A 12942-nucleotide genomic window follows, 5' to 3' on the forward strand; every position below is an offset into this window, starting at 1 on the left:
AATTGGGAATTGTGGCGTAATTTTCCGGATGCGTTGCAATAAATTGGCAGCAATTGGTAGCGGGTAGAATTACGGGAATGGCGCAGCGAGGAACCGGTCTCGGCACGACGGTGAACCGGCAATCACCGGGTGGAACAAGATTTTAGGGAACTCTGGCTACAATTCATGGTTGGCGGTGTAGACAACATGACGGTATCGTGCCGTTCGCGGCCGCGCCGATTTTCACGCGGATCTTCCGGGGGTTAGTTCGATGGTGGTTGCTCTGTTGGTCGCCGGTATGGGCCTGATCCTAGCGGGCCTGGCGGCGATCGGCCTTGGAATTCCCTACAAGGAGTTCAGCGTCGGCAGCACCTTGATCACAACCGGCGTCTCCGGCGTGTGCACCGGCGCGATCATCCTCGCGCTCGCCGCGGCTGTCCGGGAGCTCAGGCGGATCGCCAGGCGCCTTGGTCCGGGCGGGGCCGTCGCGCGGCCCGAGTTCCCGCTGTCAGCCCCTGCAACTTCCCCGCGCAGTTCCCCGCCCGTCGAGGCCGGCTTCTCGTTCCCGCGGGACCAGCATGCCGCAGCCGAGCCGCCGCCACTGGTGCCGCCTTCGGCCCCTGCTGCCTCGCCGCCGCCCTGGCACGAAGAGGCGATCCAGCGTGCCGCGCCAGCCGATGCAGCGCCACCCACGCCTGCCGCTGCCCCGACCGAGGCATCGGCCAAGCGGCGCAATTTGCTGTTCTCCTCCTCCCGGAAGGATCGCGAGCGGACCCAGGCGCGCGCCGCCGAACTGCTCTCGCCGGACCTGCCGTCGCCTGATCCGCTTCCGAGCCCCGCCGCGGCAAGCGACCCTTCGGCCCCGACCTTCGACGATGCCTGGCCGAGAGCAGAACGGCCGCGCTCGGTCGATGTCGCCTCGCGGCGCAGCCCCCGCACGCCCTCGACCTTCACCGAGGCCCAGAGCGCGCCACCATCACCAGGCCATCCGCCGGCACCGGTGGAACAGCCGCCGGTGACCGTGCTCAAATCGGGCGTCGTGGACGGCATGGCCTATTCGCTCTACTCGGACGGTTCGATCGAGGCGCAGATGCCCGAAGGCATGATGCGGTTTGCCTCGATCGACGAGCTCAGGTCGCATCTGGAGCAGCGGCCGTAGAGCTCCGTTCGGAACCGAGTCCTCGATTCTTGCTTCGACGCGCTTTCTTCCCGCGAAACCGTATCCACTTCGCCCGAAAGCGCTCAAGATCCCGAATACTTGCCACGGCGGCTTTTCAAGGACGGAGACCCCGTCGTTCTTGTCATATTTGCTGTAATCCGTTCATATTCGCGAAGTAGTGCGGGATTCTCCGATGTATTGTCGCGGCCGGATACTGTCCCTCCGGCGCACCGTGCCGGGCCCCTCGATATCACGGGAAGGTTGAGCCATGTCCGATGCCCCAGGCAAAAGCCCGGTCGAACTGACCGCCAACATCGTGTCGGCCTATCTCAGCAACAATCCGACGCCGGCCTCCGACATTCCCAACCTGATCAGTCAGGTCCATGCCGCGCTGATGCGCGTGTCGAGCGGACGTACCGAGGCGCCGCTCGAGCCGGCCAAGCCTGCGGTATCAGCGAAGAAGTCGATCACGCCGGAATATCTGGTGTGTCTCGAGGACGGCAAGCGCTTCAAATCGCTGAAGCGGCACCTGCGCACGCAGTACAACATGACGCCCGAGCAGTATCGCGACAAATGGGGTCTGCCGGCCGACTATCCGATGGTGGCGCCGAACTATGCGGTGGCCCGCTCGCAGCTCGCCAAGAAGATGGGCCTCGGCCAGCAGGCGCGGAAGAGGAAGTAGATCTCAGCCAGTCATTCCGGGGCGATGCGTCTAGCATCGAACCCGGAATCGCGAGGTTCCGGATCGCGTCGCGTCCCGGAACGACGTGTTCCGCTTACGCGGCAGAGGCCAGCGCCTCACGCGCATCGGTGCGAATGCGCTCCACCATCGAGCGAAGGCCATTGGAGCGCTGCGGCGTCAAATGGTCGCGGAAGCCGAATTCGTCGAACAATGCAAGCGCATCCGTCGCCAGGATTTCCTTCGGCGTATGGCCGGAAAACAGCGTCAGCACGATCGAGACCAGGCCGCGCACGATATGGGCGTCGCTGTCGCCGAGATAGATCAGGCGCGGTTCGCCGTTGGCATCGCGATCGATCCGCTTCGACAGCCAGACCTGGCTGACGCAGCCCTGCACCTTGTTCTCGGCCGAATGCTCCCCCTCGGAGAGCGGCTCGAGTGTGCGGCCGAGCTCGATGACGTAGCGATAGCGGTCGTCCCACTCGTCGAGCAGCGCAAAATTGTCCCTGATTTCGTCGATCGTCGTCATTCTGACCCGCATCCCGTTCTCATGGGCTTATATAGGAAGCCGGGCCGTGAATGCGACGAAAATGGAACCAGTTCCGTGGTAATTTGCGGTTATGGCGTCGGCGGCTGGTGGAATTCGATCGCCTGGTCGGCGGCCGACAGCGTGTCGCGCGATGCGGTCGCGGAAGGCAATGCGTCGATGTCGTCCCCGCCGATCGAGCCGGTGTGGTCGGGCGCCTTCTTGTCCGTGATGATCTTGTAGAGCTTGCGCGCGCCGTCGGTCGCACGCTGCCCGATCGCAGTCGCGGCCTGACCGCCGACCTCGCACGCTGCGGGCTGACGCTTGCAGAACTGGCCCATGTCGCTGATGGTCGCGGTCGCCGCCGACACCGCCTCGGATGTGCTGATCTGCGGCGTCTTCTCCGATTCAGGTGCTTTGTCCCTCGGCAGCAGCACGAGCACAAGCCCGAGCCAGAATGCCAAACGCAACAGGAAAAACATCGCGCGACCCCGGTCGTCTGTTGGTCTTTTGCTTCATGCGGTCGGCGCCGCAGTTGGTTCAGGCGTAGCAGGCGTCGATAAATCGGAAGTATTTGCATTGAAGTAAACTCGCCGAAAAATCGCTGAAAATGCGTCTGATTCGATTCGGCGTAAATTTTCGATTGATGGCGTCATGCGATCCCGGATGCGCTGACTTTGCGACCTCTACCATTTCGAAACCATAGATCGTCACATCCGGAAACCTGTCGTTCACCATCCCGGTCGAATGCACGCCGGATCACGGACCAAAACTCCGCGAATGCATGGTGTTTGCCGGCAGCCGCGCGCGCCTTAGCGTTCGCTTAAGCTCGCTCTGACACGTTGACCCGCAATGACCAAGGAGGCGTTCCGGCGCGTCTGTCTGACGATGATCGAAGCCGAGGCGCGAGTGCTGTGAGTGTTTTGAGTTTGATCCGCGATTGCCTCGATGCGTTGCTGCACCCGTCGGCACGCTATGATGCGCTGACGCGCGCACGCCACCGCGCCTTCATGGCGCCGCGGCTGCTCGGCAGCCTTGCGGCATTCGCGACGTTCCCGGCCTATCTTGCCATGCGCGGCGCGCCGAGTGCGATCGAGGTCATGGCGTTCGCCTGGCTGATCGCGCCGATCCTGCTGTCGTGGTTTCTCTCGCGCACCGGCCGCTATGAAGGTGCCCATGTGCTATCGTCGCTGGCGCTCGCCGGACTGGTCCTGACGATCGCGGCGATGACCGGCGGCATCGCGTCCTTTGCGGCGGTGTGGCTTGTGGTGATTCCAATCGAGGCGGCACTGTCGGCCTCGCGGCGCGTGGTGGCGTTTGCCTTCGTGCTGGCGATGAGCTCCGCCGCGCTGCTGAGCGTGCTGGGCTTCTATCACCTGCTGCCGGCGCCCGACGCTGGCGTTGCGGCGCACGGGACGCTGGCCGGCTTTGGTGTGGTGTCGGCGATATTCTATGCGACCGGGCTCGCCTTTGGCGTCGAGTCGCTGGCGCGCACCAGCGTGGCGCTGCTCTATGTCGAGGAGGATCGCTACCGTCTGCTCGCCCACAACATGAGCGACGTGTTGTCGCGGCACAGCCGCAACGGTGCGGTGCGATTCGTTTCACCGGCGGCCGAGATCATGCTCGGCGTACCGGTGTCGCGGCTGCTGGGCCATGGCCTGTTCGACCGCGTTCATGTCGCGGATCGGCCGGCCTATCTCACCGCGCTTTCGGATGCCGCGCGTGGCGGCGAGGCGTGCAGCGTCGAATTCCGCCTGCGCCGCGATGCCGCGCGCGGGCAGGCCGTCGCTCCCGACTTCATCTGGGTCGAGATGCGCTGCCGCCCGCTCGATCAGCCGCCCGGCGAAGCCGAGGTCGTTGCCGTGATCCGCGACGTCACCGATCGCAAGGTGCAGGAGCAGGCGCTGGAACAGGCCCGCAACGCCGCAGAACAGGCCGATGCATCGAAGACGCGTTTCCTGGCCACCATGAGCCACGAACTGCGGACGCCGCTCAACGCCATCATCGGCTTCTCCGAGATGATCGCGCAGGAGGATGTGCTGGGGCTCGATGCCGCACGCCGCAAGGAATACGCCCAGCTCATCAATGACTCCGGCCAGCACCTGCTGTCTGTGGTCAACGGCATCCTCGACATGTCGAAGATGGAGTCCGGCAATTTCGAGATTTCTCCGGAGCCGTTTGCTCCGCGGCCGGCGCTGGTCAATTGCTGCAGCCTGCTCGCGCTCAAGGCGCGCGAGAACGGCGTCGATCTGGTGACCCGCGTTCCCGACGAATTGCCGGACATGCACGGCGATCCGCGCGCCTTCAAGCAGATCGTGCTCAATCTGGTGTCCAACGCCATCAAGTTCACCGAGCGCAGCGGCAACGTGACCGTATCGGCTGCGCTCGAAGGTACACGGCTGCTGTTGCGTGTCTCGGACACCGGCGTTGGCATTGCCGCCGATGATCTCAAGCGGATCGGTGATCCGTTCTTCCAGGCCGGCAAGACCTATCAGCGCCGGCACGAAGGCACCGGCCTCGGCCTCTCGATCGTGAAGGGGCTGGTCAATCTCCACCACGGAGAGCTGAACGTCGAAAGCAAGGTCGGCGAGGGCACCACCGTGTCGGTCGCGTTGCCGCTGGCGTTCTCGCCGACGGCTGCCGTCGAGCCGGCGAGCAATGTCTCGACCCTGAAGCCGGCGCCGCGCTCCGGATTACAAGAACAAGCCCATCAGGTGAAGAAAAGTGCCTAGACAGACGTTGGATGATGATGAGGCGCCGCGCCGCCGCCGCGGCGCCAGGGCGGTGGCAATCGAGCCCGAGCAAGAGCGCGGACTTTTGCTCCGGATGCTGCTGCACAGCCCGAAGGACATGGTTGCGGGCGTCCTCGCAGCGTCTGCCATCATCGCCATCCTGACAAATGCCCTGTTCCTGCAGGCTGGCCGCCACCCGTCGCCGATGTTCGGTGGATCCGTCGTGACGCTGCCGCCGCCGGCGCAAGCTGCTGCCGCCTCCAGCCCCGTCATGCCGCGCCCGCGGCCGGCCGAGGCCGTGCCTCAGCCGGCCGAGCCGGCGGCGATCGAGCCGCCAAAGCCGGTCGTGCCCACGCCGGAACCCCGGCCTGTCGACGCCAGGCCGTCCGATTCCAGGTCGGCCGATCCGATGACCAGTCTGGTGATGAAATCGGCCGCTCCGGCGCCGGTCACGCCGCCGTCCAGCGTCCTGCGTCCGCCGGCGCCGATCCCGACCGCCAGCATGAACCCGGCCGGACGGCGGATCGCCGCGGTCCAGCGCGCGCTCACCGAATATGGCTATGGCCAGCTCAAGCCGAGCGGGACCATCGGCGCCGACACCCAGGCCGCGATCGCGAAGTTCGAGCGCACGCGCAAGCTGCCGGTGACCGGGCAGATGTCCGAGCGCCTGGTCCACGAGCTCTCCGCGATGATCGGTCATTCGATCGAGTAGTCCGGTCCTCGAACTACGTTCCGAGCAGGACGTCCCTGACGTCGTCCGAGAACAACTTCCTGCGCCCCCCGATCAAAACCCATTCCGGATCGTTGCCATCCGGAATGGCGGGGGGCAGGCCGTGGTCGAGCAGGGCTTGCGCGCAGCCGGCCCAGTCGCCGCCGTCGACCGGCTCGTTGCAGGATGCCCAGGACAGCGTGCCGGCCGCGTTGTCGCCGAAGCCGTGCTGCTCGGTCCATTGGGCGCCATGCTCGAGCAGGAACCGGGCCAGTTTGGCATCGCCGCGGAACACGGCGTGATTGAGCGCCGATGCATCCCAGTCGCCGCCGCGCACTGCGATCGGCCAGCCAAGCACGACCATCAGCCGCACCGCGTCATCAACGCCTGCCGCGGCGAGCTCGGGAAGCAGCCGTAGCTGCTGCGTCGAGAGCGCGGCCGGAAGGTCGGGACGCTCGGCCTGGATGCGGTGTGCCTCGGCCGTGTCGCCGCCGGCGCAGGCCGCGACGAACTGCTCGCTATCCGCAAGTGGCTCGGCCACGGTTCGCTCGCGCAAGAGATCGGCGACATCGGTCAGGCCGAATTGCAGCGCGAACCTGTAGGCGCTGATGCCGTCGGGTGTCGCAACCTTCGGGTTCGCGCCCGCATCGAGCAAGGTCGCGATGCAGCGGCGCGATCGTCGCCGCCGGATGGCCCACATCAGGGGCGAGCCGCAATCGGTCAGCGGCGCATTGCCGGCCGGCTCGTTCGGATCGCCGCCATGATGCAGCAGCAGCTCGAGCGCGGCGACGTTTTCGCTGTCGAGCACCTTGTACATCGCATTCGAGCCTGCGATCCGTGCGCCATGTTCGAGCAGCGTGCCGGTCGTCACGAAACCTTCCAGCGAATGATACAGCGACTCATTGTCGTCAGGGTCGGCGCCTGCCTCGAGCAGCATCTTGGTGAGCTGCAGGTCGTGGTTGCGACCGGCCGCACCATACAGCGCTGACAGCTTGTAGCGGTCGTCGGGTTCGCCGAGCGATGCCGGCGGCCAGCGGCTGCTGATGCTTTGGTTCGGATCGGCGCCGGCCTGCAGAAGAATCCGTGCGCAGCGATGCAGCCGATCGCAGAACTCCGCGACCTGGAGCAGGCTCGAATGGGTGACGGCGACGAGCGGCAGCAACTTCAGCGGGCCGCCGGCACGATTGACCCAGGCAGGATCATCAGCGGCGGCACGGCGCACGGTCTCTTCCTCGCCGACGGCGCATGCGAGGTAAGGATCGTCTGCGGCGAGATCGGGATCTTCGGTAAGCATCCGCACGGCGACGCGCGGATTGGCGCGGTTGGTGGTGCCGTCGACGTCGCCGGCGTAGACGAGCTGCAGCCATCGCAGCACGCGCTCGGCCCTGCTGTTGTCCGTATGCGATTGCGCCTCGACGTAGCGCCGCAAGTCTTGCCACGACGCAAAACCCAGATCACGCGCGACGCAGGATTGCGCATCGTGGAGCCTGAGATCAAGTGCGATGATCTCGGCGTCGCTGCGTCCGGCTGCCGTCGGAAGTGCGTGACGGAAACGGGCGAGCGCTTCCGGCACCGCTTGCCTGTAGAGCCGCACCAGCTCCTTGGCCTGCTTCTTCAGATGTTCGAGGTTCAATCGCGCGGGCGATCGGTCCATGGAAACCTCCGTGCAACAATGGCCGATGGTCCACAAAACCGGCTGCACAAAGGCTGGATTTGCCGCTTCAAGCTTGCAAGTGGGTTCAACCCTTCCCGTGGACCCGGGCGCGGCTTGCACCGCGACAGCGAGGATAGGAGCGGTGGCCATGACGGTCAACCCGCGCAGGACCGGGCGCAACGATTGGACGGGCTGCCGCCGCTGCCCTATAGGATCGGCGCATGCGATTGAAATCGAGCATTTGGGTGGCCGCCTATCTGCGCCGCTGCCAGACCGAGGGTGTGTTCGGCGCGGTGCGCAAGAAGGGCGCCGAGGAGGCGGGCGCCGTGTTCGTCAAGGTGGCGCTGATGGATGGCCGTGCGATGCTGTATGCGCCTGCGCCACAGACGGTCTACGACGACAGCCGCCCGGCCGAGCGCCTGTTCGCACCGATTGCGCCCGAGCCGCTGCCGGAACCGACGGTCGAGGAGCGACTGGCCAAGGAGATCCGCTTCGATCCCGACGCATGGATCGTCGAGACCGAAGATCGCTCGGGGCGGCATTTTCTCGACTTGGCGAAGCGCTAGCTTCCGGATTTGTGGCCGCGAATGGCGGGCACGCTGCCTGGTTGCGCGGCGGGCCGCGTCTGTGACGGCGTCGCGCGGGCGCGCTGGCGCTCGTCATCATAAAGCGCGGAGCGGTACTTGGCCCGGGTCACCGCCATGGTTGAGCCGCGCCATGCGGCCAGCATCACCAGCGCCGAGCGCTCGCTCAGGCGATCGTAGAGCCGGGACAGGCGGTAGACGTGGTTTACCGACGATCCGGCTTCCGGATCGAGGAACATCAGGATGCGCTGGAATGCGGCGCTCGAGACGTCGAGGGCCCGCATTGCGCAGGCGAGCGGCTCGCCGCCTTGATCATTCACCACCTGCTCGGCAATCCGCGAGGGCAGGATCAGCGCCTCGCCGACTTCGGTCGTGAAGTTTTCGGTGTCCTCGGCGTAGGCGGCCATCTCGAGGATGTGGATCGCCCGCGCGGCACGCGCTGCCGGGATCCGCGCGGCAGCCTTCAGCGGGGTGTTCTGCAGATTGTGCAGGATCAGCGCTCGCTCGCTGGCGCTGGCGGCAAAGAACATGTCCGAGATTTCGGCGGCGTCATTCGGCCGCATCGACAGGCTCGAGGCCATTCGCAGCTCGGCTTCGGTCGGAATCCGCGGCGGCGGAGCCGCGGGGGCGGGCACCGCAATGGCTGATGCGGCCGGCATCGGCAAGTCGGGATCTGTGCGGCGCAGCCCGAGCTTGTCCAGGATCATGCGCGGCGCAGCCGGATAGATCGCCAGCCGCGCTCGCACCGCGGCGCGTGTCGCGTCATCGACCTCGTCGATCAGGCGGGAGGCGAGCTCGACGAACTGTCGCTCCTCGTCCGCGGAATGAGCGCTTGCTTGCACATAGAGGTCGGTCAGGACGCGCAGCAATGTCGGGCGGATGTCGACGCCCTCGCGACGGGAGAGCGTCATCAGCCCGTCGAAGCCGGGAAAGAGTGGAGCTGCGCTCATCCTTGGGCGTGTATGCGACGTGAATAGGGATTCGGGTTCGGAAAAGCCTATGCAAGCGAGCCTATGCTGGCTGCTTTAAGAGGTGGTTAATATTAACCCACCCTAACCAATTGATCTAAAATACGTCCGGTCCGATCCGGTCCCGGTCCTCAGGACCGCCTGTTTATTGTCCGTTCTCGGCCCGATATTGCTTGCGCTTCTGCATCACCCGTCGGTGCGCCTCAACCTGATCGCGGTCATAGATTTCCGTGGTCTCTTCCTTCGCGTGGCCGGCCAGCTTGCGGCGGTCATCCTTGGATGCACCGGCCATGCCGCCCTCGGTGATCCCGCCGGCCCGAAGGTCGCGGTTCCACATTCCTGCCGGCAGGCCTGCCGCCTTGAAGTCGGCCTTCCAACCGTTCTGGAACGTGTGCCTGATGTAGGGCAGGCCGGTGTCGCGGTTGACGATCAGCGGCCCCTTGCGCTCGGCTGGCGGGATATGGGCCAGTTCCTCGCACACCATCGGGCAGGCCGAGAGATCGAACGACACCTCGACCTCGGACGTGTCCTCGGTCTTGGTTGGCTTCACCTTGGCCAGGATCAGGTTGCTGTCGATTGCCGCCCAGCTCGGCCCGATCCATTTCATGCCGTAGCCGATCACAGCGGACGGTCGGGGATCATCGAGGCCGACCCATTGCCCGATCACGTCCCATTGCCGCAGGGTCGTCTCGAACTGGATGGCATACGCCAAGGCCCGCTCTGGTGCGCCAGCGGCGTGTGCGGCCTTCCGGGCGGCGATGATCTGGGCTGCGGTCGGTGCGAACTTCCGGCTCGGCAGCCGCTCGAACTCGAGCACGCCAAGGATGGTCTTGAACTCGGCACATCCCTGAAGCCTGCAAACGATGCCGAACGACACCGCCGCCTTCAGCACCGCCAGCGACATGCGAGCGGCGCCTAGGCCTGACGTCTGCCACTGTCTAAACCAGCGGCGCACGTCACGACCATCGCATTCGTCGATTCGTCGATTGCCGATGTGGACGATCATCTTCTTCAAATAGACCGCATAGCTCTGCGCCGTGTGCTTCTTGATAGTGGTGCGGTAGGGGCTCTCGGTGTCGGTCTGGTAGATTTCGAGCAGCGACTTGAAGGTGCGATCGAACTTGACGGCACCTCGCTGATCGCCGGCCATGAAGGCCAGCATCTCGCGCTGAAGAATCTGCGCCTGCTCGACCACCTGCGCCGGTGTCGACACAAGGTGCGACAGATTCCGGCTCTTGATGGTGAAGCCGGCCCGCACCGCTGCAGCGTCAGCGAACCAGTAGGGCACGTCACCCTCCTTTCGCTTTCGCCATTTCAAGCCCGGGCTTTTCGGGCGTTCCTGCCTGATGTCCATTCTCCCTCCGTACCGTCAGGGCGTGCCGGGACCGATTGTGACAAGCCGTTGTAAGTGTCGAAGAACTGCTTGACCGCTGGAACGTATCGGCCCCCAAGCAGGGGGCTGATCTTCGGCATTCCCTGCCGCTCGAGCAAGACGGCAAGCCCCTTGAACTCACCCTTTCTTTCGACCCCAAGCACGACCTCGCCGATCTCCTCGTCGGTCGCATAGAGGGGCAAAGTATCGAGAGTGTAGGGCTGTCGCTTCACCTAGGCGCTCGCCTTGGTCGTCTGGCCCGCCGGCATGTAGTAGCCGTAGACGCATCGCGTGCCGTCGCGGGAACAATCGTAGGTGTCGTGAATGACGCCATCTATGACAGCGACCGCATGGCGGGACACACTGACGATGATCCGGCCGGCCGGCAGCTCATCACTCCGGAGATGCACCCTGCAGCCGGAGCCAATTTTCATTGTCGGCACCCAGTGCCAGCCGAGGCCTTTGAGGTACGCGCCCCATACTTTGCGCGACACGCCATTGCGCGGTGTAGTGCCCTTGCGGCCACCACCTCGCGCGATGCGCTTGGCAGTGCGATCGCGATGCGCGGCGACATAATCGAGAAGGCCGACAGCGAGTGCGTCATAGACCTCGCGGTATGGCCTGCCGGTGGCGATGGCGATGGCGCGCGTGACGCAATCGCCGGCGCTGCCTTTGAAGCCTGTGGCTGCTCGACCACCGTCGTCGTAGACGAAAGACATCACCGTACCTCTTGCCGTTGCTCGCGATCGCGACGAACGGCCTCGCGCAAGAGGTAGATGACGTGGCCGTTTACAGAGCGGCAATTCTGCTCGGCCTCAGCTTGCAATGCATCACGAAGTTCGGGGGGAACTCTCAAGAGTAGTTTCACGGCCATCGAAATCTCCCGTTCCGCAACCGCATCAGGCGCGCGGCGCTATCAGAATGCTGGCACGCGGCTTGCCGTTAAACGGCATCACGATGACGAGAATGACCCCCTCGCATTGAAAAGGCCCGCCGGGGAGGGCGGGCCTGTGTGTCTCGGTGTAGGACTACGCGGCGGCGGGCTCGGTGTAGGACTACGCGGCGGCGGCTCGCTCGACCGAGCGCCGAGCCGCCTTGATGCGTCGAGCAATCCGAGCGGCATTGATACGCTTGCGATCGAGGATGAGCATGCTCCGGGTGAGGTTGTCGCCTAGGAAGTCCTCATCTTGGGCCACACGCATCTTGCCGTCGATCGCGAGCTGGGTGCTTGCCGGCACGCTGATGATCAAGGCGGCGAGCCGCTCGGCCTCATTGGAGAGGGCGTCGTGCTCGGCCCTGTCCCAGTCGGCGCGGCCTTCGTCCTCCGCGATGCACATGTCGTTCAATCTATCGAACATCGCGTCGTGCTGCGCGATCAGGCCGAGCAGGGCGGCATCCGGGTTGGTGATGTCGGTGATTGTGGTGCTAGAACGTACGGCAGCCTTGGTCATGACAATCCTCATGGTCAGGGTTAGGGCGGCCCTTGGTGCTGCAACCACCTTGGGCCGCTCGCCATTCGATGGCCTGACAAGGCTGCACCTGTGCTTGCCGCGCGTCAATGAGACCAACTTGGTGAACTTCACGTAGGGCATTGCACCGAACTGGTGGAAAGACGGACCAATCGGCGCTCGATTTACTGTCGAAATTTCGATGGCGAGCGCGAAAGCATTTCACCTGCTTGGTGTAAGCGATCTAGATCACCGAGAAGTGAGCGTTTCGCCCGCACTGAAAAGGAGGGCACCCATGTGCCCCACGCGGTGAAATCGTTGCAACCTGCAACGAAATCAAAGTCGTGTTGGTCAACTTTGCTCTTCGGAGCAATGTCGACCGGCAGCGGCAGGCCGTGGTGAGTTATTTCCCGTAGCTTGGCCCAAGACAGCGGCGGCCAGATCGCCCACCCAGCGGGCTCGCGGCGCGATCTAATGTATCATCTGATACAGTAGAGACCACAGTCAACAGACGGGGCAGGAAGCGGGAGAGCTGAGTTTTTGATTTCGGCGCATGTTGCGCCGATTTCAACTCTTCTTCCTTCAGCCGAATCCATTCAGCCGTCAGCTCGCTGATCATGCCGACCACATGGCGCAGACCCCGATGCCCGTGCCGATCGCGGTGACGGCGCGGACCTGGAGCTGCAGCTGTGTGGTCGAGTTCGCCGCGATCGGGACCACGACGCCGTTGGTGTCGAGATCGTCCGGCATGAGCACGGTGATCGAGCCCGCCGTGGCACCGCAGTTGACGATCAGGGACGATGTGACGTGCGGGAGATCGGCGGCGCTGGCCGAGACCACCATGGAATGGCGGCCGGCGGTGACGGGCTCGGCATTCGTGGAAAAGAAGGGGTCGACGGCGGTCTTGGGCATAGCGGTGCTCTCACTGTACGCGATGGCCGGCTGTCGGTCGCAGGCCATGGGCGGCGAGGTCATCGAACAGCTCGTGCGCGGTGGCCTCATCTCTGATGACGCCTAGGCCGCCATGTTTCGTGATGATCTGCTGCGCCAACTCGATCGCGCCCTCGCGGTCGATGTCGTAGCGCTCACATGCGGCATCTAAATCAAGCTCGATGTACAGCTTCTGCATGGC

The 12942-nt window shown here is 64.6% G+C and carries 17 protein-coding genes; 5 read left to right on the forward strand and 12 right to left on the reverse strand.

Annotation, left to right across the window (positions count from 1 at the left end; translation table 11 throughout):
• The first annotated feature begins 250 nt into the window (after window positions 1–250).
• A complete protein-coding gene (locus tag JQ586_RS15800) occupies window positions 251–1138 on the forward strand; it encodes a DUF308 domain-containing protein (RefSeq protein ID WP_212395513.1) in 888 nt (295 codons plus the stop codon).
• Between the two features lie 268 nt (window positions 1139–1406).
• Window positions 1407–1820, forward strand: a complete 414-nt coding sequence (locus tag JQ586_RS15805; protein WP_212395514.1) for a MucR family transcriptional regulator — start codon at window positions 1407–1409, stop codon at window positions 1818–1820.
• Window positions 1821–1914: 94 nt separating this feature from the next.
• On the opposite strand, the gene JQ586_RS15810 is transcribed toward JQ586_RS15805, so the two are convergent.
• Together JQ586_RS15810 and JQ586_RS15815 are read right to left on the reverse strand one after the other, a co-directional pair.
• On the reverse strand, window positions 1915–2346 hold the full coding sequence (locus tag JQ586_RS15810; RefSeq protein ID WP_212395515.1) for a SufE family protein: 432 nt from the start codon (window positions 2344–2346) through the stop codon (window positions 1915–1917).
• A gap of 89 nt (window positions 2347–2435) precedes the next feature.
• Window positions 2436–2825 carry a DUF5330 domain-containing protein gene (locus tag JQ586_RS15815; RefSeq protein ID WP_212395516.1) on the reverse strand — a complete coding sequence of 130 codons (390 nt, stop codon included), beginning with the start codon at window positions 2823–2825 and terminating at the stop codon, window positions 2436–2438.
• 432 nt (window positions 2826–3257) lie between these two features.
• Here JQ586_RS15815 and JQ586_RS15820 point away from each other — a divergent pair, with 432 nt between their 5' ends.
• Both JQ586_RS15820 and JQ586_RS15825 read left to right on the forward strand, forming a co-directional pair.
• Window positions 3258–5075 (forward strand): PAS domain-containing sensor histidine kinase, encoded by a 1818-nt coding sequence (locus JQ586_RS15820; protein WP_212395517.1) that lies wholly within the window; start codon window positions 3258–3260, stop codon window positions 5073–5075.
• The gene (locus tag JQ586_RS15825; RefSeq protein ID WP_312016972.1) at window positions 5068–5787 is read left to right on the forward strand and encodes a peptidoglycan-binding protein; all 720 of its coding nucleotides are present in this window, start codon (window positions 5068–5070) and stop codon (window positions 5785–5787) included. Before JQ586_RS15820 ends, JQ586_RS15825 begins: the two co-directional genes overlap by 8 nt.
• 13 nt (window positions 5788–5800) lie before the next feature.
• Here JQ586_RS15825 and JQ586_RS15830 read toward each other — a convergent pair whose 3' ends face one another.
• The gene (locus JQ586_RS15830) at window positions 5801–7438 is read right to left on the reverse strand and encodes an ankyrin repeat domain-containing protein (RefSeq protein WP_212395518.1); all 1638 of its coding nucleotides are present in this window, start codon (window positions 7436–7438) and stop codon (window positions 5801–5803) included.
• A 221-nt stretch (window positions 7439–7659) separates the two neighbouring features.
• Here JQ586_RS15830 and JQ586_RS15835 point away from each other — a divergent pair, with 221 nt between their 5' ends.
• Window positions 7660–8004, forward strand: a complete 345-nt coding sequence (locus JQ586_RS15835) for a DUF1491 family protein (RefSeq protein ID WP_212395519.1) — start codon at window positions 7660–7662, stop codon at window positions 8002–8004.
• On the opposite strand, the gene JQ586_RS15840 is transcribed toward JQ586_RS15835, so the two are convergent.
• From JQ586_RS15840 to JQ586_RS15880, 9 genes are all read right to left on the reverse strand, one after another.
• Window positions 8001–8972, reverse strand: a complete 972-nt coding sequence (locus JQ586_RS15840) for a DUF2336 domain-containing protein (protein ID WP_212395520.1) — start codon at window positions 8970–8972, stop codon at window positions 8001–8003. The two genes, JQ586_RS15835 and JQ586_RS15840, sit on opposite strands and share 4 nt — an antisense overlap.
• A 163-nt stretch (window positions 8973–9135) precedes the next feature.
• A complete protein-coding gene (locus tag JQ586_RS15845) occupies window positions 9136–10278 on the reverse strand; it encodes an integrase (protein ID WP_312016973.1) in 1143 nt (380 codons plus the stop codon).
• 26 nt (window positions 10279–10304) lie between these two features.
• Window positions 10305–10595 carry a hypothetical protein gene (locus tag JQ586_RS15850; RefSeq protein ID WP_212395522.1) on the reverse strand — a complete coding sequence of 97 codons (291 nt, stop codon included), beginning with the start codon at window positions 10593–10595 and terminating at the stop codon, window positions 10305–10307.
• Complete coding sequence (locus JQ586_RS15855; protein WP_212395523.1) at window positions 10596–11081, reverse strand: hypothetical protein; 486 nt, start codon at window positions 11079–11081, stop codon at window positions 10596–10598.
• Window positions 11081–11236, reverse strand: a complete 156-nt coding sequence (locus JQ586_RS41540; protein WP_212395524.1) for an Arc family DNA-binding protein — start codon at window positions 11234–11236, stop codon at window positions 11081–11083. Before JQ586_RS41540 ends, JQ586_RS15855 begins: the two co-directional genes overlap by 1 nt.
• Window positions 11237–11417: 181 nt before the next feature.
• Window positions 11418–11813 carry a hypothetical protein gene (locus tag JQ586_RS15865; protein WP_212395525.1) on the reverse strand — a complete coding sequence of 132 codons (396 nt, stop codon included), beginning with the start codon at window positions 11811–11813 and terminating at the stop codon, window positions 11418–11420.
• 400 nt (window positions 11814–12213) lie between these two features.
• A complete protein-coding gene (locus JQ586_RS15870; protein ID WP_212395526.1) occupies window positions 12214–12429 on the reverse strand; it encodes a hypothetical protein in 216 nt (71 codons plus the stop codon).
• Window positions 12426–12722, reverse strand: coding sequence for a hypothetical protein (locus JQ586_RS15875; RefSeq protein WP_212395527.1), 297 nt, complete (start codon window positions 12720–12722; stop codon window positions 12426–12428). The genes JQ586_RS15870 and JQ586_RS15875 overlap by 4 nt, the downstream gene beginning before the upstream one ends.
• Window positions 12723–12732: 10 nt before the next feature.
• On the reverse strand, window positions 12733–12939 hold the full coding sequence (locus JQ586_RS15880) for a hypothetical protein (protein ID WP_212395528.1): 207 nt from the start codon (window positions 12937–12939) through the stop codon (window positions 12733–12735).
• Between the last annotated feature and the right edge of the window lie 3 nt (window positions 12940–12942).

Source organism: Bradyrhizobium jicamae (assembly GCF_018130215.1).
GTDB classification, from domain to species: Bacteria; Pseudomonadota; Alphaproteobacteria; order Rhizobiales; family Xanthobacteraceae; genus Bradyrhizobium; species Bradyrhizobium jicamae_A.

What these genes read in the sequence shown, in the direction of transcription:
- JQ586_RS15800 (WP_212395513.1), top strand. Translation starts at nt 251, where the DNA reads ATGGTGGTTGCTCTGTTGGTCGCCGGTATGGGCCTGATCCTAGCGGGC.
- JQ586_RS15805 (WP_212395514.1), top strand. Translation starts at nt 1,407, where the DNA reads ATGTCCGATGCCCCAGGCAAAAGCCCGGTCGAACTGACCGCCAACATC.
- JQ586_RS15810 (WP_212395515.1), bottom strand. Translation starts at nt 2,346, where the DNA reads ATGACGACGATCGACGAAATCAGGGACAATTTTGCGCTGCTCGACGAG.
- JQ586_RS15815 (WP_212395516.1), bottom strand. Translation starts at nt 2,825, where the DNA reads ATGTTTTTCCTGTTGCGTTTGGCATTCTGGCTCGGGCTTGTGCTCGTG.
- JQ586_RS15830 (WP_212395518.1), bottom strand. Translation starts at nt 7,438, where the DNA reads ATGGACCGATCGCCCGCGCGATTGAACCTCGAACATCTGAAGAAGCAG.
- JQ586_RS15835 (WP_212395519.1), top strand. Translation starts at nt 7,660, where the DNA reads ATGCGATTGAAATCGAGCATTTGGGTGGCCGCCTATCTGCGCCGCTGC.
- JQ586_RS15840 (WP_212395520.1), bottom strand. Translation starts at nt 8,972, where the DNA reads ATGAGCGCAGCTCCACTCTTTCCCGGCTTCGACGGGCTGATGACGCTC.
- JQ586_RS15855 (WP_212395523.1), bottom strand. Translation starts at nt 11,081, where the DNA reads ATGTCTTTCGTCTACGACGACGGTGGTCGAGCAGCCACAGGCTTCAAA.
- JQ586_RS41540 (WP_212395524.1), bottom strand. Translation starts at nt 11,236, where the DNA reads ATGGCCGTGAAACTACTCTTGAGAGTTCCCCCCGAACTTCGTGATGCA.
- JQ586_RS15865 (WP_212395525.1), bottom strand. Translation starts at nt 11,813, where the DNA reads ATGACCAAGGCTGCCGTACGTTCTAGCACCACAATCACCGACATCACC.
- JQ586_RS15870 (WP_212395526.1), bottom strand. Translation starts at nt 12,429, where the DNA reads ATGATCAGCGAGCTGACGGCTGAATGGATTCGGCTGAAGGAAGAAGAG.
- JQ586_RS15875 (WP_212395527.1), bottom strand. Translation starts at nt 12,722, where the DNA reads ATGCCCAAGACCGCCGTCGACCCCTTCTTTTCCACGAATGCCGAGCCC.
- JQ586_RS15880 (WP_212395528.1), bottom strand. Translation starts at nt 12,939, where the DNA reads ATGCAGAAGCTGTACATCGAGCTTGATTTAGATGCCGCATGTGAGCGC.